The organism is Cyclobacterium roseum, assembly GCF_010119225.1.
In the GTDB taxonomy this organism is placed as follows: domain Bacteria; phylum Bacteroidota; class Bacteroidia; order Cytophagales; family Cyclobacteriaceae; genus Cyclobacterium; species Cyclobacterium roseum.
In genome coordinates, this window is the sequence record NZ_WNKF01000001.1 from 240654 (window position 1) to 260079 (window position 19426).

General features: G+C 44.4%; 13 protein-coding genes. 9 read left to right on the forward strand and 4 right to left on the reverse strand.

Annotated elements, in window-relative coordinates; genetic code table 11:
• The first annotated feature begins 7 nt into the window (after positions 1-7).
• Positions 8-1237, forward strand: a complete 1230-nt coding sequence (locus tag GJQ68_RS00900) for a protoporphyrinogen/coproporphyrinogen oxidase (protein ID WP_162415430.1) — start codon at positions 8-10, stop codon at positions 1235-1237.
• Between the two features lie 69 nt (positions 1238-1306).
• Here GJQ68_RS00900 and GJQ68_RS00905 read toward each other — a convergent pair whose 3' ends face one another.
• Positions 1307-3049, reverse strand: coding sequence for an ABC transporter ATP-binding protein (locus GJQ68_RS00905; RefSeq protein ID WP_162415431.1), 1743 nt, complete (start codon positions 3047-3049; stop codon positions 1307-1309).
• Between the two features lie 442 nt (positions 3050-3491).
• On the opposite strand from GJQ68_RS00905, the gene GJQ68_RS00910 reads away from it, so the two are divergent.
• Positions 3492-5621: a catalase gene (locus GJQ68_RS00910; protein ID WP_162415432.1), complete on the forward strand. Its 2130-nt coding sequence runs from the start codon at positions 3492-3494 to the stop codon at positions 5619-5621.
• Between the two features lie 95 nt (positions 5622-5716).
• On the opposite strand, the gene ggt is transcribed toward GJQ68_RS00910, so the two are convergent.
• A complete protein-coding gene (gene ggt, locus GJQ68_RS00915; protein WP_162415758.1) occupies positions 5717-7408 on the reverse strand; it encodes a gamma-glutamyltransferase in 1692 nt (563 codons plus the stop codon).
• Between the two features lie 162 nt (positions 7409-7570).
• The gene (locus GJQ68_RS00920; RefSeq protein ID WP_162415433.1) at positions 7571-7909 is read right to left on the reverse strand and encodes an Hpt domain-containing protein; all 339 of its coding nucleotides are present in this window, start codon (positions 7907-7909) and stop codon (positions 7571-7573) included.
• A 456-nt stretch (positions 7910-8365) separates the two neighbouring features.
• Here GJQ68_RS00920 and GJQ68_RS00925 point away from each other — a divergent pair, with 456 nt between their 5' ends.
• A complete protein-coding gene (locus tag GJQ68_RS00925) occupies positions 8366-9010 on the forward strand; it encodes a DUF7255 family protein (protein WP_162415434.1) in 645 nt (214 codons plus the stop codon).
• Here the strand turns inward: GJQ68_RS00925 and GJQ68_RS00930 are convergent, their stop codons facing one another.
• Positions 9011-9628: a deoxynucleoside kinase gene (locus tag GJQ68_RS00930; RefSeq protein WP_162415435.1), complete on the reverse strand. Its 618-nt coding sequence runs from the start codon at positions 9626-9628 to the stop codon at positions 9011-9013.
• 177 nt (positions 9629-9805) lie between these two features.
• Here GJQ68_RS00930 and eat point away from each other — a divergent pair, with 177 nt between their 5' ends.
• From eat to GJQ68_RS00960, 6 genes are all read left to right on the forward strand, one after another.
• Positions 9806-11131, forward strand: coding sequence for an ethanolamine permease (gene eat / locus GJQ68_RS00935; protein ID WP_162415436.1), 1326 nt, complete (start codon positions 9806-9808; stop codon positions 11129-11131).
• A gap of 6 nt (positions 11132-11137) precedes the next feature.
• The gene (locus tag GJQ68_RS00940) at positions 11138-12502 is read left to right on the forward strand and encodes a glutamine synthetase family protein (protein WP_162415437.1); all 1365 of its coding nucleotides are present in this window, start codon (positions 11138-11140) and stop codon (positions 12500-12502) included.
• Between the two features lie 36 nt (positions 12503-12538).
• Entirely contained in the window at positions 12539-13687 is a 1149-nt protein-coding gene (locus GJQ68_RS00945; protein WP_162415438.1) for an iron-containing alcohol dehydrogenase, read from the forward strand.
• Positions 13688-13690: 3 nt separating this feature from the next.
• A complete protein-coding gene (locus GJQ68_RS00950) occupies positions 13691-14446 on the forward strand; it encodes a gamma-glutamyl-gamma-aminobutyrate hydrolase family protein (protein ID WP_162415439.1) in 756 nt (251 codons plus the stop codon).
• Positions 14446-15813, forward strand: coding sequence for an aldehyde dehydrogenase family protein (locus GJQ68_RS00955; protein WP_235940982.1), 1368 nt, complete (start codon positions 14446-14448; stop codon positions 15811-15813). Before GJQ68_RS00950 ends, GJQ68_RS00955 begins: the two co-directional genes overlap by 1 nt.
• 339 nt (positions 15814-16152) lie before the next feature.
• Complete coding sequence (locus GJQ68_RS00960) at positions 16153-19410, forward strand: SusC/RagA family TonB-linked outer membrane protein (protein WP_162415440.1); 3258 nt, start codon at positions 16153-16155, stop codon at positions 19408-19410.
• Positions 19411-19426: the final 16 nt, after the last annotated feature.

Consider the following 19426-nt stretch of genomic DNA (forward strand, 5'->3'; position numbering starts at 1 on the left):
ACTACCCATGAATGACAAAAGCATCTACATCATAGGAGCTGGAATCTCTGGATTGGTAGCGGCCATTGAACTTGAAAGAGCGGGTTACTATCCGGTCATCCTGGAAGCAGGGGACCGAATAGGTGGAAGGATCAAAACAGATGAAGTGGACGGCTATTTGCTTGACCAGGGTTTTCAGGTTTTGCTTACAGCCTATCCTGAAATCCATCGATACCTGGATTTGGAAAAGCTGAAACTAAAAAAGTTTAGACCCGGAGCCATCATTTTCAAGCCGGATGCTACTTTTGTTATTCATGATCCATTGAGAAACCCGCTTAAAGGTGTTTCGATGGCATTCTCCAGGGTAGGAACCTTATGGGATAAAGTGAAATTATTTTCCCTAATCAAGCACCTGAAAGAAAAGGAAATAGATGCCATTTTTTCTTCCCCGCAAAGCAGTACACTTGAATATTTAACCAAATTCGGATTTTCAAAAAAGATTATTGAGAACTTCTTTGCTCCCTTCTTTAAGGGAATCTTTCTGGAAACCTCCCTGGCTACTTCTTCACGGATGTTTGAATTTGTGTTTAAAATGTTTGCAGAAGGGCATGCCAGTGTTCCTGCCTTGGGGATGGGACAAATTGCGCAACAGCTCTTTGACAAGTTGGAACACACCCAGATTCGGTTCAACACAAGGGTTACCGGGTTAAAGAAAAATCAGATCGAGTTGGCCGATGGAAATACCATTACTGCTGATGATATTATCCTTACCACGACACCTAATGAATTGACAGGGCAGGGGGAAGCCAAATTTCACCAGGTTACCAACCTGTACTTCACATTGCAAAAGTCCTTTATCGGTAAACCCATGATTGGATTGGTGACCGATGAAAAATTTCTGATTAATAACCTGACCTTTATGACGGATGTAAGTCAGTCCTATGCCAAGGATGGAAGGGCCTTGCTTTCCGTTTCGGTAGTCAAAAATGTGGAAGAATTGGAAAACCTGGAAGAGCTGATCGCATTGGAGTTACAGGTACTTTCTGGAATAAAAGCCAGCTATTTCAAACATGTAAAAACCTACACGATTTCAAGGGCTTTGCCGCAGATTAAAGATTCAAAAAACTGGATGCCGTATCAGCATACCAAATTGTACGACCATGTTCACCTGGCAGGGGACTATATGCTGAATGGCTCCATTAATGCTGCCATGACCTCTGGTAGGTCAGCAGCAGAGGCAGTTATCGCCGGAGATTAGTAACCCGGATCAATGCTACCTGTTTTACCGTTATGGATCTGATAGTACACGATTGATTCAAATAGGAGATTAAATTCTGGCCTGAAAGGTGTACAGGTCGAAGTACCGGCCTTGTGATGCAATCAGTTCTTCGTGTTTGCCCCTTTCCACAATTTTACCTTTTTCAATAACCAAAATCTGATCGGCTTGCCGGATCGTACTTAAGCGATGTGCAATTACGAAGGTGGTTCTTCCTTTCATTAAGCGCTTCAGACTGGATTGGATGTAATTTTCACTTTCTGCATCCAAATTACTGGTAGCTTCATCCAAAATTAAAATCCTGGGATCCGCCAAAATAGCACGGGCAATGGCCAACCGCTGCCGCTGCCCACCGGAAAGTTTAACGCCTCGTTCCCCAATCACGGTGTCCAGGCCTTTTTCAAATTGATCGGTAAATTGATTCACATAGGCCGATGAGACCGCATCCTGGAAGGCTTCTTCCGAGGCATCGGGTCGGGGAAAGCGAATGTTTTCCCGAATGGTTCCCTCAAATAAAAAATCATCCTGCAACACCACCCCTAACTGACTACGGAATGAATCCAACGCTACCTTGCTAAGATCCTGCCCGTCTATGGTTACTAATCCTTCGGTAGGTAACAGAAAAGAGGCCAATAATCCGGAAATCGTCGTTTTTCCGGACCCGGAACTGCCTACCAGTGCGGTAACCGACCCGGGAGCTGCTTCGAATGTAATGCCCTTTATGACTTCATTTCCAGGCTCATATCCAAAATGTACATCCTGAAATACGACCTTTCCCTGTATGTTTTCTAGAGAAATGGTTCGGTTAATGGGATCGGCCTCTAGCGGTAAATTCATCAGTTCCTCGGTGCGGTCTAGTCCGGCAAAGGCTTCGGTTAGCTGGCTGCCGATATTACTCATTTGTAAAATGGGCGCAATCATAAATCCCAGCAGTAACGTGAACGCCAAAAAATCACCGAAAGTAAGTTGATCTTCCATAATCATATACCCCCCGATCCCCATAATTCCAGCAGATGCCAGCCCCAATAGAAAAGTGGCAGAACTGGTGACCACGCTGGTGGCCGTAAGGCTGCTTTTGACATTTAGGAAAAGCCGGTGAACCCCCGCTTCGAAAATGGCGGTTTCCTGTCTTTCGGCATTAAATCCTTTGATGACACGGATACCTCCCAGGGTTTCGGTCAATCTTCCTGTAACCTCCGCATTTATTTTTCCCCGTTCCCTAAAGATAGGACGGATTTTACCAAAAGCCTTGAGAGAGATGAAGCCGAAAATAATAACCGGGACAAGTACGTATAGCGTCATTTTTGGACTGATGTAAATGAGTAAAACCAGACTAATCAGGGAGGTTAAAACGCCCCCAACCATCTGAGCCAGTCCGGTACCGACCAGATTTCGAACTCCTTCCACATCAGTCATTACCCGGGAAACGAGTTCACCGGTTTTGGCATTGTCAAAAAAGCGTATCGGAAGGCGAATGATATGCGCCTGCACTTGGGTACGCAACTTGGCAATCAAATTCTGAGCTTCCACACTCAGTATCTGGGTTAGTCCGTACGAAGTAACTGCCTGGAGCGTCACGGCCACGGTTACCGCCAGTATCAGCCATTTTAGCAAGTCAAAATTATTGGAGGGAATCACTTCGTCCACCAGGTATTTACTGGCATAGGGCAAAACCAATCCCGACAGCCGGCTGATGACGATAAGTATCAGGCCTATAAAAACGAACTTTCTTCTAGGCCAGATAATGGTTTTGAATACGTTTTTTAAATTAACATTTCCGGTATTCTTTTTCATGGGTTCCTTTTCGATAGGAGCGAAATTTAGTCATTTATTCTCCCAATTCTCCGAATATTCTGAAAATTCCAGTCTGCAAACGATTGCGGGGTCTTGTGATAAACAGCGCGAATATGTATGGGTTCGATGTGGATTAATATTAGATAAATTCATTATAGAAATAGATTTATTATTAATAAAAAATTTAATAAAAAATTGAAATTATACCATTAAATTCGACATCGCTATTGGTTTTGGCAAGATGTTTGACAATCGATTAACTGAGAACCTTTTGAAGGAAAATGTTTTTAAGATTGGTTAGGACTTCTTTTAAAAAGCAACTTCATTAATAATTTTATTCCAAGTGCAGGAATCTGTAAACTAACTAGTATAAGGTACCGCTGCTATAGGAGTGATGTCATTACAAATCAGGAATTGTAATAAACCTAAATATACCATCCAAATGAAAAATTCCGAAAATCAGCCAAACCAAAAGCGCAAGGATTTAGAAAGAAACACCTTGAAAAATGAAAAAGAGGCCATGACTACCGATCAGGGACTCAAAATTAATGATGATCAAAATAGCCTTAAGGCTGGAGACCGGGGGCCTTCGCTACTGGAGGATTTTATTTTAAGGGAGAAGATTACCCATTTTGACCATGAGCGAATTCCGGAGCGCATCGTACACGCCAGAGGATCTGGTGCACATGGGGTGTTTAAGTTGCATACCTCTCTGAGTGCATATACCAAGGCAAAAATTTTTACTGAAGTAGGCGTGGAAACGCCCGTTTTTACCAGGTTTTCTACTGTCGCAGGTTCCAAGGGAAGCACTGATTTGGCCAGGGATGTTCGGGGTTTTGCAGTAAAATTCTACACAGAAGGAGGAAATTACGATTTGGTGGGGAATAATATTCCCGTGTTTTTCATTCAGGATGCGATGAAATTTCCCGACTTAGTGCATGCTGTCAAACCTGAACCCCATAATGAAGTGCCGCAAGCGGCATCTGCTCACGACACGTTTTGGGATTTCATTTCCCTGATGCCAGAATCGCTTCACATGATCATGTGGGTCATGAGCGACCGCGCGATACCCCGTAGTTTACGTATGATGGAAGGTTTTGGAGTCCACACTTTTCGCTTGATCAATGATAAAAATGAGTCCACTTTTGTGAAATTTCATTGGAAACCAAAGTTGGGCGTACATTCGGTCCTCTGGGACGAGGCCCAAAAGATTTCCGGGAAAGACAGCGATTTCCATAAAAGGGATTTATGGAATGCCATCGAAGAAGGCGATTTTCCTGAGTGGGAGTTGGGGGTTCAATTGATATCAGAGGAAGATGAACATAAATTTGATTTTGATCTACTTGATCCCACAAAACTGGTCCCTGAATCCGAGGTACCGGTAAAGCTAATTGGTACCATGACACTAAACCGGAATCCGGCAAATTTCTTTGCCGAAACCGAGCAGGTAGCTTTTCATCCGGGGCATTTGGTACCGGGTATTGATTTCACCAATGACCCCTTGTTGCAAGGTAGGCTATTTAGTTATACGGATACCCAGCTTAGTAGATTGGGAAGTCCCAACTTTCATGAAATCCCAATCAACAGATCCATCAATCCGATCAGAAACAACCAGCGAGATGGGCACATGCGGCAACAAATTAATGAAGGCGTCTCTAGCTACCACCCAAATACAACAGGAGGGGGATGCCCGTTTCAGGCAATGATGAAAGATGGTGGGTTTCACAGCCATCAAGAACGGATCGACGGAAAGAAGATCCGCACCAGGAGCAGGTCTTTTATGGATCATTTTAGTCAGGCCCGGCTGTTTTTCAGAAGTCAGACCGAGACGGAGCAACAGCACATCATAAATGCCCTGCAATTTGAACTTTCCAAAGTAACGCGCAACTCTGTCCGAGAGAATATGGTTGATCAGTTGACCAATATTGATATGAATCTGGCAAAAAAAGTGGCTGAGGCCATCGGTGTCGACATCCCAGAAAAACCCGCCAAGCCAGTAAATGAAGGAATACCGGCAGATGCGGATAAAACACACTACACTTCTATTGTAAAAGATCCCAAAACCAACTCCGATGATGCGCTCAGTATCATTAAAAATCTGAAGCACGCTGCAAAGACGAGAAATGTCGCCTACCTCACACTTGAAAAGGAGGAAATACAAGGTTTTAAAGAATTGGAGCGAAAGTTAAAAAAGGAAGGAGCTAAATTGAAAGTCGTTTCTACCAGACTTGGAAAAATTCAGATTGGTTCCGGTGAAGAGGTGGAAATTTCCGAAACATTTTTTAACACGGATTCCGTCCTATATGATGCCCTCGTAATAGGAGGTGGGAAGATGAGTAGTGCCGAACTTTTGGGCCATGGAAAAGTGAAAGAATTTGCGATGGATGCTTTTAACCATTGCAAGCCAATTCTGGTCTTGTCAGGGGTGGAAGGGTTTATTAAAGATTTAGGCCTGCCTTGTTGTAAAACGGAGATGAAAACTGCCTCCGAACTTTTTATTGATACCACCAGTGATGGGTTTTTGAAATCTCTTTCCAAGCACAGAATTTGGGCTAGAGAGGAACTCCTGTAGAAATCCAAAAACCGCAACAATGGTTGCGGTTTTTTTACTTTCTGGTTAATAACATTTCTTACATACTAGTCATCATACTGGTTTTTGCTATTTTATTAGAAGCCTGAGGCGGAATCCATCCCTCTTGGATCAGCAGCACCTTCAAGTTTACCATCTTCCCTTACTAAAATAGCGTCCACACGTCCGATGCCACTTCGTTCATTGAGTTCATGCCCTTTGGCTTGTAATAATTCCAATATCACGTTTCCTTCAAAGCCTTTTTCATAGGAGATTACGTCCGGTTTCCACTGACTATGAAATCTTTTTTCATTTACAGCTTCTTGCATGTTCATGCCAAAATCCATTACGTTAACGATGGCCTGAAAAACAGAAGTGGGAATGGTAGATCCGCCTGGAGTACCTACTACCATAAATAATTCTCCGTTTTTCTCCAATATAGTAGGCGTCATAGAGCTCAGCATTCGCTTTTCGGGCTCTATTTTGTTGGCTTCTCCGCCTAGCACACCAAACATATTGGGAAATCCAGGTTTGATAGAAAAATCATCCATTTCGTTGTTGAGTATAAATCCTGCCCCATCTACCAGGACCTTAGATCCCATTCCGCCATTCAAGGTGGTAGTACAGGAAACTGCGTTGCCCTGCTCATCTACAATAGAAAAATGAGTGGTCTCCTCACTCATGGACAAAATTTTACCTTCCATGATTACATCAGAAGGAGTGGCCGCTTCAGGATCAAAATTGGCAAACCGCTGAGAAAGGTATTCACCGTCCAATAATTCAGCCACCGGTACCGGGTAAAAATCTGCATCTCCCATATAGGCGGCCCGGTCCGCAAATATCCTTCTTTCCATTTCTGTTTTCAAATGAAGGTAACCTGCATAGGCTTTGTTTTCATTGGAAATGGGGTGTTTTTCCAATATACTCAACATTTGGAGAAGGATTAGCCCCCCGCTACTGGGAGGTCCCATGGTAATGATGGTCGCATCCTTATAATCACCTACCAAAGGTTCCCTCCAGGTGCTTTCGTATTTTTCCAGGTCTTCCAGGCTGATGATTCCACCGCCTCTTTCCATTTCAGCTACAATATAATCTGCCACTGAGCCGGCGTAGAAACCTTCCCTTCCCTGATTACGGATGTGTTTCAGCGTAGTGGCGAGTTGGCTTTGGACAAAAAGGTCACCGGCTTTCCATGCCTTTCCGGTAAAATGGACAGGGTCAACCGTGGAATATTTTTTGAGATTTTCAGATGCACGGGTAAAATAGGCTGCTTCATCCTCGGTCAATTCGAATCCTTCTTCGGCTAATTTTATGGCGGGATTTACCAATTCACTCCATTCCATGGAGCCTAATTTTTCATGGGCTTTCACCATGCCGTCCACCGTACCGGGTACCCCGGAGGCCAGGTGTCCGCTTCTACTTTTATCGGGTAGTGCTTCTCCGTCTTCATCCAGGTACATATCTCTTCCTGCTGCCAGGGGAGCTTTTTCCCGGTAATCCAGGGAGTGGTAGGCACCATCCTGCTCGCGAATAACCATAAATCCCCCGCCACCAATATTGCCTGCTTGAGGGTAAACTACTGCCAGTGCCATGTGTACCGCAATGGCTGCATCTATCGCATTGCCGCCTTGCTGTAAAATATCCTTTCCCACATCCGATGCCAGGGGATGGGCCGAGACGACCATTGCATTAGAGGACAACAGTCCTTCGGCCTTTTCTTTTGGCTGGCAGGAAACAGCTAGTCCAAGGATAATGGCAAATAGAAAGGCGGCCGGTTTTACAAATTTCATTTTCATAATTATATGTTAGTGGTTTGATCTGCTGATGGTAAAAATCGAGGTCGACTACCGAAAATAGGAAATAGAAAAGGCCTTTTGGGTATATTTCGGAGGCAAATTATCAAAAACTTCCGAAAAATCTGAAATTTCAGTAATTTATTTCACCACTTAATTTTAGTGATGGATTTTCTTTAAAAAAGACTGTAAGTCATCTTCCAGTTCAAGAAGCTTTTGAAACAGGTCCTTATGATACAGCGGAAAAAGGTTGGGGATATCGGCCTCTATTTTTTCAATATGCTCATTGATCTCAGTAGCTCCCAAAAATCCAAATACAGGCTTGGTTTTATGAAATTTTTGCTTGATAGCGGTTATTTCTCCCAAATCATACAAAGGCATCAGGTTTTTTAAATCCTGAATATTCAGATCAATGACCAATTCAATTATTTCATAAATCAGGTCAAGGTCCTGATCAAAATAATGATAGATCATGTCCGGTTTGATCTGTTTGTACATATAATTGGGAAATTAGCAGTAAAGAAAAGGTGATAAATAAGTTTGCCTGTAATAATCTACTATTACGTAAACGCAAAACTAGCACTCAATAGATGTATTGGCTTAATAAAACTTTAATAAATTTAAAAAAATTCCCTTTTGTCACGGCAGTAACTGTTAATGTTCAACTGAGAAACGAACCAAAACCCTCAATATTCCCTAATTTTGTATTTACTTGGGAACTATTTCGTGAATCTGAAGTTTTATCAAAATGGCCCATCAAATTGCTTGTCAATGAATCGAAATAAGTGGATATTCCTCATTTTTGGACTGGTTTTTATGATTATTATGATCTTGATTGGGATAGACATGTCGTCAAAGACCACCTTTCCTGGTTCAAAAGGAAATTTGAAAGAAAGAATCGAAAATAATCAACGCTGATTTTTCAGAAACGGAATTTTCATTACCTTTTAATCTATGCATCAACTAAAAATGTCACGCTTGATAGAGGCGTTGGAAGTTATCGAACACGACTATGAGGTAGATTTTCATGTTCCGGTAAAACCGGCCCTTCTGGATGGTAAAGGACAAGAACTATTAAATGAGGCGTATAAGGGACTTGGTGGGCAGGGAGCCTATCCGGTATTGCGTCAATTGAAGGTACCCGTCAAAGTAGGTCAACATTTATTGATATATGATGATGCGAACCATTTTAACCGGTATCGCCAAACCACTTTAAAGTCGGAATTGTATCGTGTCTTTCAGTTTTCCTGGCATTCAGGCTACCTGCGCATGTGCCGTTCTCACGAACGCGAATGCCTTCTTTCTGGTTTACAGGAACGGGTATGGAATGGCCCTCCGCTTGCATCCAACTGTTTTGGAGCAGCAGAGGAGCCTGGAGAATTGACTGGAAATGGATCTCCTGGTTGGAAACTTAATGCCTATAATGATTTGCAATACGATTTGATGGCCCGGTTGCAGGGGTATCGGCTTATCCGCATTCCAGCCTACGAAAACCTAATGATAGCCGGTAGACTACAGCGAATAGATAAGTTATTGTTGCAGCCAAATGAAGCTACTTTGCAGGCACTTGGTAGCTGGTTGGTGAGAAAGATGGACTGATCAGGGAAACAGCCCAAATAATTCGCGGTCAATCCTGCTTACGATTTCCGAAAAATGGTCCCGGTTATCAGCGAAATTTAGGTTGTTGACATCGACTACCAATAGTTTTCCGTGTTTGTAGCCAGCTATCCATTTTTCATAATGCTCATTTAGGCTTTTAAGGTATGCTATTTGGATACTTCGTTCGTAATTTCTCCCCCGTTTTTCGATTTGATCTACCAATTTGGGAATGTCCGATTTCAAATAAATCAGTAAATCCGGTGGGCTAATAAATTTTTCCATTGATTGATACAGCTCCAGGTAATTTTTATAGTCCCTGTTCGAAATTAACGCCGTCTCATAAAGGTTGGCAGCAAAGATATGGGCATCTTCGTAGATGGTGCGGTCCTGTATGGTTGAAAGTTGGCTTTCCTGGATTCTTTTGACCTGATTGAAACGGCTGTGTAAAAAATAGACCTGCAGGTGAAAAGCCCATTTTTCCATGTCTTTATAAAAATCTACCAAATAGGGGTTTTCCTCCACGGATTCAAATTCTGCTTTCCAGCCGTAATGTCCTGATAATTTTTTTACCAAAGTGGTTTTTCCACTTCCAATATTTCCTGAAATGGCGATATGCATTTTTAACTTTTTTTTCAATAATGGGGCGAAAGTACCCTTTATTTCAAATTTATTTTTAATTTTAAAACATCCTTTTTAGAAAATTTGCCATTCAAATCAACGCCCAAACTAGCTTCTATGAACACCTCTCAATACCCGGCAAATGGTCTGTTCTAACGATTATTAAGTAAAAGTAATATGAATCAACCAATCACTGGCAAGGAAAATGAATTAAAAAAAACCCTGGGTCCCTTCATGCTATGGGGACTGGGAGTGGGTTATGTGATATCCGGAAATTACTTTGGATGGAACCTGGGATTGGCGGAAGGGGGGACCTGGGGAGCGGCGATTGCCATTTTTTTTATCATTCTCATGTATATTACGTTCACCTTTAGCTATACGGAAATGGCCTGTGCCATTCCGCGGGCAGGCGGAGCTTTTTCCTATGCCGAAAGGGGGTTGGGAAAACAGCTCGGCTTTTTGGCCGGAATGTCCCAAAATATAGAATTTATCTTTGCACCTCCAGCCATTGCCTCTGCTATTGGGGCCTACTTTAGCATATTTTTTCCGGAATGGAATGTGCTATGGGTTGGGATCGGTGCTTACCTGATATTTACCTTGTTAAATGTAGTCGGACTACAGATAGCGGCCACTTTCGAGTTATTTATCACCATCGTGGCCGTGCTGGGACTGTTGTTTTTTGCGGGGGTTACGCTTCCCGAGTTTGATGCATCCAATCTCAGTACCAAGGGATTTCACCAGGGGTATATGGGGATCGTTGCAGCCATTCCTTTTGCAATTTGGTTTTTTCTGGCCATTGAAGGGGTAGCCAATGTGGCCGAGGAAACCATTAACCCGCAAAAGAATATTTTGAGAGGGTTTGGCTCCGCATTGTTGACATTAGTGATTCTTTGCCTGCTTACTTTTGTCTCGGCGGTGGGAGTGGGTGGCTGGGAAGCCATCGTCTATCCGGATGAAACCGGCATCGCTTCAGACTCCCCCTTGCCGCTAGCCATGGAAATGGTGGTAGGGTCCGATCATTCTTACTATCATTTATTAACTTTTATTGCGTTATTTGGGCTGGTGGCTTCTTTTAACGGCATCATCCTGGCCGCAGGCAGAACTACCTTTGAATTTGGCCGCGTAGGATATGCGCCAAAAGTCATTGGAAAGGTCAATAAAAAATTTAAAACCCCTGGAAATGCCCTCCTTTTCAATATGGTTATTGGAATCATTGCTCTGCTTACTGGCAAGACAGGTGAGATCATCACCATTGCTGTATTTGGTGCTTTGGGCTTGTATATATTATCAATGATTGCCTTTTTTTACCTGAGAAAGAAAGAACCGGACCTGGAACGACCGTTCAGGGTGCCTATGTATCCCTTATTCCCGATGGTGGCATTGGTCATCGCCAGTATTTCGATGTTGGCCATGATTCTTTATAATTTTATGCTGGCCCTGCTGTTTTTTGCCATGTTAATTGGTTCTTTTGTGTTTTTTAGAATTTTCATTTACAAACCCTAACCTGAAATGATTCCTACAAAAGAAGAAGTAATCAGAGAATTAAAAAAACGCTCTTGTGAAAAGATAAAACTGGCCATCGTAGACATTGACGGGGTGCTGAGGGGCAAAGTGGTTTCGTTGGATAAATTCATTTCGATATTGGATGGAGGCATGGGATTTTGTGCCGTCGTGTTTGGATGGGATATGGAGGATAAGTCCTATGATAACGTGTCGGTGACGGGTTGGCATACAGGTTATCCCGATTTTAATGCAACCATTGACTTGTCTACTCAAAGAAACATTCCCTGGGAAAAAAACCTGCCTTTCTTTTTAGCCGATTTCCATCAGGACAAGGAGCAGGGTGGTTTGGTTTGTCCCCGGTCTCTTTTAAGAAAAATAACACAAAAATCCCTGGATGCGGGGTACAAGCCGCTTTTCGCTCAGGAGTTTGAGTGGTTTAATTTTGAAGTGACTCCCGATGAATTTGCTCAGGCAAACGGTTCGTTACCCAAAGCCATGACTCCTGGAATGTTTGGGTATTCTCATCTAAGGGCCTCGCTGAAGAGTGATTTCTTTCATGACCTCTTTGATCTCTGTGGTCGTTTTGATATTCCTTTGGAAGGCTTGCATACCGAGACAGGTCCGGGGGTTTATGAAGCGGCCATTCAGTACAGCGAAATCCTTCTGGCAGCGGACAGGGCCACTTTATTCAAGACCAGCGTCAAAGAAATTGCTTATAAACACGGACTCATGGCAACATTCATGGCCAAATGGACCGAGGCCTTGCCGGGAAATGGCGGGCATGTACACCAAAGTATCTGGGATCCCAGCCTCGAAAAAAACCTGTTTTACGATTCTAATGATAATTGGAGCATGAGCAAGCTGATGCGACAGTATATTGCCGGGCAGTTATATTGCCTGCCGCACATGCTGCCCCTATTTGCCCCCACCATCAATAGCTACAAACGATTGGTGGAAGGGGCCTGGGCTCCGACCACGCTGACCTGGGCCCGGGACAACCGGACCACAGCACTGCGGGTGCTGTCCGGAGGCAAAAAATCTACCCGACTGGAAACAAGGGTCATTGGATCGGATGTCAATCCTTACCTTGCCATGGCTGCCTGTCTGGCTGCCGGCCTTTATGGTATCGAACATCAATTGGACCTGGATAAACCAGCCACCGTTGGAAATGGCTACAAGGATTATTCCAACGGTTCCATTCCTACTTCGCTTCAGGAAGCAACGGCTGCAATGAAGAATTCAGAAGTAGCCCATTCCCTTTTTGGAAGTGACTTTGTACGGCACTTCTGCAAGACCAGGGAATGGGAATGCCGGGAGTTCGCCTCAAAAGTGACGGATTGGGAGCGGAAACGGTATTTTGAAATCATTTAATGGTAAAAAAACCTACAAAGAAATACTAAAAATAATATGAAATCCCCACAAAAGTATACATTTAGCTTTCCTACTACCATCTGTTTTGGAGCCGGGGTTGTTGCCGAATTGGGCGAGTATTTAAAAGATCAACATCTTACCAAGCCTCTTTTGGTAACAGACCCACTGGTAAGGGAATTGGATTTTTTCACCAAGATTACCTCGCGGTTGGAGCGAGCTGGAATATCGGTAGAAGTATTTTCGGAGGTCCATAAAAATCCGGTAAAATCCGATGTCCTCAAAGGTAAGAAGCGCTATCAGGAATCTGATCGTGACAGTATCATTGGCATAGGAGGGGGCGTAGGGCTGGATGTGGCCCGGGCCATTGCCTTAAGTATTAACCACCACCGGGATTTGTTTGACTATGACGATCTGATCGGGGGAGACCAATACGTAACCGAACCCATCCCTCATTTTGTGACCATCCCTACGACGGCAGGCACCGGAAGTGAAGTAGGTAGAAGTGCGATTATTTCTGAGGACGAGAGTAAGAAGAAGCGAATTCTATTTGCCCCCTCACTCCTGGCCAAAATTGTTTTTGCGGATCCCGAATTGACGATGGGCTTACCTGCTTTTGTGACGGCTGCAACTGGAATGGATGCGCTTACCCATAATATGGAGGCTTATTTGTCTAAAAACTGGCATCCCATGTGCAGCGGTATTGCATTGGAGGGCATTCAACTAATCGGTAAATCCCTTGAAAAAGCCACTCTTCGCCCAGACCTGGAATCCCGTAGCGACATGTTGATGGCTTCCATGATGGGAGCGGTTGCCTTTCAGAAGGGGCTGGGAGTAGTACATAGCCTGGCCCATCCGCTTTCCAGCCTCCTTGATACCCATCACGGGTTGGCCAATGCGGTCAATTTACCCCAGGGATTGGCATTTAATTACGGTGGCTTTGAAGAAAAATTCGAACAAATGGCCCTTATGCTCGGCCTCAATAAGAGAGACGGTTCACAGCTTCCGCGATACATCGCTTCCTTGAATGCCCGATTGGGCCTGCCAGAAAACCTCAGCTCCATAGGGGTGCAGCCGTCACATATCGCTACTTTGTCTGAATTAGCCCTTGCCGATTTTTGCCATCCCAATAATCCCAAGCCAGTGAGCCAAAAAGATTTTGAAATGATGTATACCAACGCGTTATAAGTCATGCTCAAAATTGGTATCAGTGCCTGCTTTATGTATCCCGATCCATCACGGGTCGTTTTTGGACCTAAGCATCTCGCCTATGTAGAAGGCGATATGTTTTCGTATGTCTCCCAAGAGGGGATTTTGCCCGTGTTGATTCCGGATTTACCCGTTCATAAATTAACAGGGATTCTGGCAGAATTGGATGGTTTTGTTTTTCAGGGAGGTACCGACCTGGCACCCCAAAGCTATGGAGAGGAACCCATCGTTTCAGGTAAGTGGCTGGGAGATCCCTATCGGGATGCGTACGAATTAAGATTAATGGATTATGCCATCCAGCATCAAAAGCCAGTCCTGGGTATTTGCAGGGGTTTGCAATTGTTGAACGTCTATTTTGGTGGAACGCTCTACCAGGATATTAGCCTTCAAGTCCCGGGCTCAATTGTGCATAGAGATGCGGCATTATACGATCAGGTGACCCATAAAATCAAACTGGTACCCGGCAAAACCCTGGAAAAAATCTACCCTGAGAAAGAAATGGATACGGTTAATTCCGTACACCATCAGGGGATAAAGAAGCTGGGCGAGGGACTGGAAGTCTTGGCTAGTTGCCGGGAAGATGGGATGGTGGAAGCAGTGCAGGCTAATGGGGCTGCAAATCTGAATGCCATCGCAGTGCAATGGCACCCAGAATTCTCTGTAGGTAAAATGCCTCCTCACTTGGATCCGCTACGTCTATATGCCTATTTTGTAGAAAAAGTAAAAAATCAATTATAATGATGGATATTATCAACCCGGCCAACGAGACTGTAATTCAATCGCTTACCACAGACGATCATCTTTCAGTAAGCAAGAAGGTACAAAAACTAAAAAATGGGCAGCAGGCCTGGAGCAAGATTTCAATAGAAGAAAGGATAAATATTCTTCTTCGCTTTGGAGAACTGGTGGAGGAGCATGTGGAAATACTTGCAGAAGTCCTTACCTCAGAAACCGGAAAGCCGCTGGAGCAGGCCAGAAACGAAGTAATCGGAGCGCATAACCGAATTGTACACATCAAGGAAAATGGATTGCGCTGGTTAAGTAAGGAAACCATTTCGTCTGAAGGAGCGGTCTTAGAGGAAATCGTTTACGAACCGTTAGGCGTCATTGCTAACATTTCCGCCTGGAATTTTCCTTACAACGTGGGTTACAATGTTTTCTTGTACGCCTTGCTTGCCGGAAATGCCGTCGCCTACAAACCATCCGAATTTGCCAGCTTAACAGGATTGAAATTCAGAGAGTTGCTTTGGAAAGCAGGTGTTCCAGAGGATGTTTTCGAATGTTTTGTGGGAGCTGCCGAGGTGGGAGAAATGTTACTGGAAGCGGACCTGGACGGGTATTTTTTTACAGGATCGTATCGGACGGGCAAATACATCGCTCAACAGGTTGCGCCCAAACTGGTGCCTGTCCAATTGGAATTAGGCGGGAAAGATCCACTTTTCGTAATGGAGGACGTAGCGGATGTAAAGCAAGCGGCCATCAATGCAGCAGAGGGTGCCTTTTATAATAACGGTCAAAGTTGTTGTGCGGTGGAGCGTATTTACGTGCATGAATCCATTTACGATGCTTTTGTCGCGGCTTTCGTTTCGGAAGTTGCCTCCTACCGAATGGGTGATCCTTTGCAGAAAGGCACTTTTATAGGTCCGGTTACCAGAAAAGAGCAGCTCGCGGTGCTCCAAGATCAGGTACAGGATGCCATCGCACTGGGTGCCGAGCTGAAGACAGGTGGGAAAGGAAAAGAGGCAAAGGGGTACTACTGGGAGCCTACGGTGTTGACGAACGTAACGCATCACATGAAGCTGATGCAGGAGGAATCATTCGGTCCTATTATTGGGATCCAATCGGTGAAAAACGATGCCGAAGCCGTTTCATTGATGAATGATACCCCTTATGGGTTAACGGCGGCCGTTTTTTCAGCCGACAAGGAGCGGGCTATGCGAGTGTTGGATCAATTGTCCACAGGAACGGCCTACTGGAACTGCTGCGACCGGGTCAGTCCAAACCTTCCCTGGACAGGTCGTAAGAACTCCGGATTAGGGGTGACCTTATCTTATCAGGGGATTCGGGCGTTTACCCAACCAAAGGCGTATCATTTGAAACGTTAATTGGAGACAAGGAAAAGCCAAGGCGCAGACTTTATAGAATTATTAAGTTTTTCGAGTATTGTTTATAAATTCGTAAAAGAGATGTTTTTTCAGGGAAATATTATTTTTATAATTTTGCGATATAGTAAAAAATATTTTATAAAAAATATTTACATTTAATATCGACGAGATTAGAGTGCTTCTTTGGAAAATATAAAGGAGGAAATTGATCACTCTTTCTAAATTTTCCTTAAAGAAGTGAATACTAATCTCAGGTACCCTATTGAACCTACATTTATTTTCGGGAATTTTTTATTCCCCTACATTCATTCTTTACCAATTCTTAAACCACCAATCTTTATGAAGAAATCATTACTTTGTTTGGAGGGTCGATTTTTCAGTTCCTGCAAGGGCCTGGGAATGCTGATCCTGGTATTGCTATTAGGCAGTACCGAATTACTTCGTGCCCAGTCGCGCACGGTCCGCGGGCAGGTGACTGAAAGTTCGAGTTCAGAGCCGATTCTGGGGGCTTCTATTTTAATAAAGGGTACCACCAGGGGAACCGTTACCGATCTGGAAGGAAACTACGAGCTCGAAGTTCCCTCAGATGAGTCCATTTTGGTATTTTCTTATATTGGTTTTCAGGCCCAGGAAATTGCGGTGGGAAACCAATCCACTTTGGATGTGGTATTAGAATATTCCTCCGAAGAATTAAATGAAGTAGTGGTTACCGCCCTGGGAGTGGAGCGGGAAACCAAGGCCCTGGGATATTCGGTGCAGGCGGTAGATGGAGACAAATTTACGGAGGCCAGGGAAACCAATGTGATCAATTCGCTCAGTGGAAGAGTGGCGGGCGTACAGATCACCAATTCCTCGAGCGGGGTAGGCGGGTCCTCCCGGGTAACCATCCGGGGTGAATCTTCGCTGAATATTAATGCCAATCAACCCTTATTCGTAGTAGATGGCGTTCCCATTAGCAACAATATCGTGGGTTCCTCCGGATCGGGTAATCAGGAGGTGGATTATGGTAATCCGGCAGGGGAAATTAACCCGGATGACATTGCTTCGATGAGTATATTGAAGGGCCCGGCTGCCGCCGCTTTGTATGGCTCACGGGCGGCGAATGGAGCGATTTTGATTACCACCAAATCCGGTAAAAACAAACGCGGATTGGGCGTGAGTATTAACTCCAACACCACATTTGATACACCCCTGAGGCTTCCTGACTGGCAAGACCGGTACGGACAGGGAAATAATGGGCAGTTCACCTTCGTAAATGGTGCGGGTGCAGGTATTGCCGATGGAGTCGATGAAAGTTGGGGGCCTCTGATGGATCAGGGAAGCACAATTCCCCAATTTGATTCGCCCAGGGATGTTCCCGGATACCGTGGTGGCGATTTGAATGCCCCGGAGGGCAGCACCATTACACCTACACCATGGGTTTCACAGCCCAATAATATCAATGATTTTTTCCAAACGGGCGTTACCCTTTCCAATAACATTTCCATTGCGTCTGGAAACGAACGGTCAAATTTTCGTTTTTCCTGGACCAACCTGGATCAAAAGGGTACCATTCCAAACACTGATTTAAAGCGAAATACCCTGGCCTTTAACGGGATGAGCCAAATCACTGATAAGCTCTCCATCACCACGGCCATCAATTATCAAAATTCAGTAAGCGGCAATCGTCCAAGTATCAGCTATGGTACTGAAAGCTTGATGTACCTCTGGATTTGGTACGGAAGGCAGATCAATACAAGAAATTTGCAGGATTACTGGATGCCTGGACTGGAAGGAAGACAGCAGTTTAATTATAATTACAACTACCACGATAATCCCTATTTCAACGTGTACGAAAATACCAATGGACAATCCAAAGATCGTATTTTCGGAAATGTGGTTGTCAACTACAAATTTACTGATAAGCTTAACCTGATGGTTCGCACAGGGCTTGACTTGTATAATGACCTTCGAGACAGAAAGAGAGCCTTTAGTACCCAGCGTTTTCCATTTGGAAGCTACCGAGAGGATGCCGTCTCTTTCAATGAGCGGAATACCGATTTCTTGCTCACGTATTCCGAATCCGAAAATCCAAATTGGTCGTATTCGATATCCCTGGGAGGAAACCAAATGATCCAGGAAAACCGGTTTACCCGGACCATGGCACCACAGTTGCTGATACCGGAAATCTATAATTTCACTAACACGGCAGTTAACCTGCAGGTGGAACACATGGTTTCGGAGAAACGAATCAATTCCTTGTACGGGTTTGGCCAAATTGGCTACAAGAACATCCTTTTTCTTGATATTACGGGAAGAAATGACTGGTCCAGCACCTTGCCGGTGACAAACAATAGTTATTTCTATCCTTCAGCTACCATGAGTGCGATTATTTCGGATATGGTTACACTGCCGGATGCTTTTTCATTTGTCAAGGTAAGAGCCGCCTATGCCGAAGTGGGTAATGATACTAATCCGTACAGCCTGACGAATGTATTCAACCCGGCTACACCGTGGGGTTCCATTCAAAGCAAGACAGAATCCAACCGATTGGCAAATGCTGATCTGAAACCAGAAAGAACAGGATCGGTTGAAGTAGGAGCGGATATTCGCTTGCTAAAAGGAAGGTTGGGCCTTGATTTTACTTATTACGACAATCGTACCCGTAACCAGATTATTCCGATAGAATTGGATATTTCTACAGGTTACGCCAGCCGAATTATCAATGCCGGAGAAATTCAAAACAACGGAATCGAACTCGTTCTTTCCGGTAGCCCCTTGCAAAATGTGAATGGCCTGAACTGGAATATCATGGCTAATTTTACCCGAAACCGAAGTAAAGTGTTAGAATTAACCGACGATTTGACATCCTATTCCATGGTTGGGAGAAATGGGGCCACCATTCAGGCCCGCATCGGAGAGCGAATGGGAAATATCTACGGAAGGGGATTTGCCCGGGTGGAGGATCCAAACAGCCCTTATTTTGGCCAAATCATCCATAATTCTACCGGAACACCCATAACTTCTCCCGAACTGGTTCTTCAAGGGAACTACAACCCCGATTGGATGCTCGGAATTCAGAATAACTTTAACTATAAAAAATTTACATTTGGATTTCTATTTGATATCCGTCAAGGCGGCATCGTTGTTTCCCGAACCAAGACCATTGGCAGTACGGCGGGGCAATTGGAAGAGACCTTACTGGGACGTGAAAATGGCTACGATCTCTCTGTGGAGGGAAATGGTATCATCAGCCCGGGGGTGATTCAGACATCGGATGATAGTTTTGTGCCCAATGACCGGAAAATTAGTTCAAGAGACTGGCACAACCGATACTATGAGCGAAGCAATGTAGAGGCCGCGAAATACGATGCTTCTTTTGTTAAGCTGCGGGAAGTGACGTTGGGATATACCATTCCGGGAACATCCATGGGCAAATTACCTTTTCAGGAAGCCCGTTTTTCACTGGTAGCGAGAAACCTGGCCCTGTGGACAGAGAATCCACACTTTGACCCGGAAACCATGGCCATGAGTGGGGGAACCCTGATCCCCGGAGTGGAAGACATGGCATTTCCTTCCTCCAGAAGCATAGGTTTTAATCTAAACCTTAAGTTTTAATTTCCAAACGCAAACG

What these genes read in the sequence shown, in the direction of transcription:
- GJQ68_RS00905 (WP_162415431.1), bottom strand. Translation starts at nt 3,049, where the DNA reads ATGAAAAAGAATACCGGAAATGTTAATTTAAAAAACGTATTCAAAACC.
- GJQ68_RS00940 (WP_162415437.1), top strand. Translation starts at nt 11,138, where the DNA reads ATGATTCCTACAAAAGAAGAAGTAATCAGAGAATTAAAAAAACGCTCT.
- GJQ68_RS00955 (WP_235940982.1), top strand. Translation starts at nt 14,446, where the DNA reads ATGATGGATATTATCAACCCGGCCAACGAGACTGTAATTCAATCGCTT.
- GJQ68_RS00925 (WP_162415434.1), top strand. Translation starts at nt 8,366, where the DNA reads ATGCATCAACTAAAAATGTCACGCTTGATAGAGGCGTTGGAAGTTATC.
- GJQ68_RS00910 (WP_162415432.1), top strand. Translation starts at nt 3,492, where the DNA reads ATGAAAAATTCCGAAAATCAGCCAAACCAAAAGCGCAAGGATTTAGAA.
- GJQ68_RS00900 (WP_162415430.1), top strand. Translation starts at nt 8, where the DNA reads ATGAATGACAAAAGCATCTACATCATAGGAGCTGGAATCTCTGGATTG.
- GJQ68_RS00945 (WP_162415438.1), top strand. Translation starts at nt 12,539, where the DNA reads ATGAAATCCCCACAAAAGTATACATTTAGCTTTCCTACTACCATCTGT.
- GJQ68_RS00950 (WP_162415439.1), top strand. Translation starts at nt 13,691, where the DNA reads ATGCTCAAAATTGGTATCAGTGCCTGCTTTATGTATCCCGATCCATCA.
- GJQ68_RS00920 (WP_162415433.1), bottom strand. Translation starts at nt 7,909, where the DNA reads ATGTACAAACAGATCAAACCGGACATGATCTATCATTATTTTGATCAG.
- ggt (WP_162415758.1), bottom strand. Translation starts at nt 7,408, where the DNA reads ATGAAATTTGTAAAACCGGCCGCCTTTCTATTTGCCATTATCCTTGGA.
- eat (WP_162415436.1), top strand. Translation starts at nt 9,806, where the DNA reads ATGAATCAACCAATCACTGGCAAGGAAAATGAATTAAAAAAAACCCTG.
- GJQ68_RS00960 (WP_162415440.1), top strand. Translation starts at nt 16,153, where the DNA reads ATGAAGAAATCATTACTTTGTTTGGAGGGTCGATTTTTCAGTTCCTGC.
- GJQ68_RS00930 (WP_162415435.1), bottom strand. Translation starts at nt 9,628, where the DNA reads ATGCATATCGCCATTTCAGGAAATATTGGAAGTGGAAAAACCACTTTG.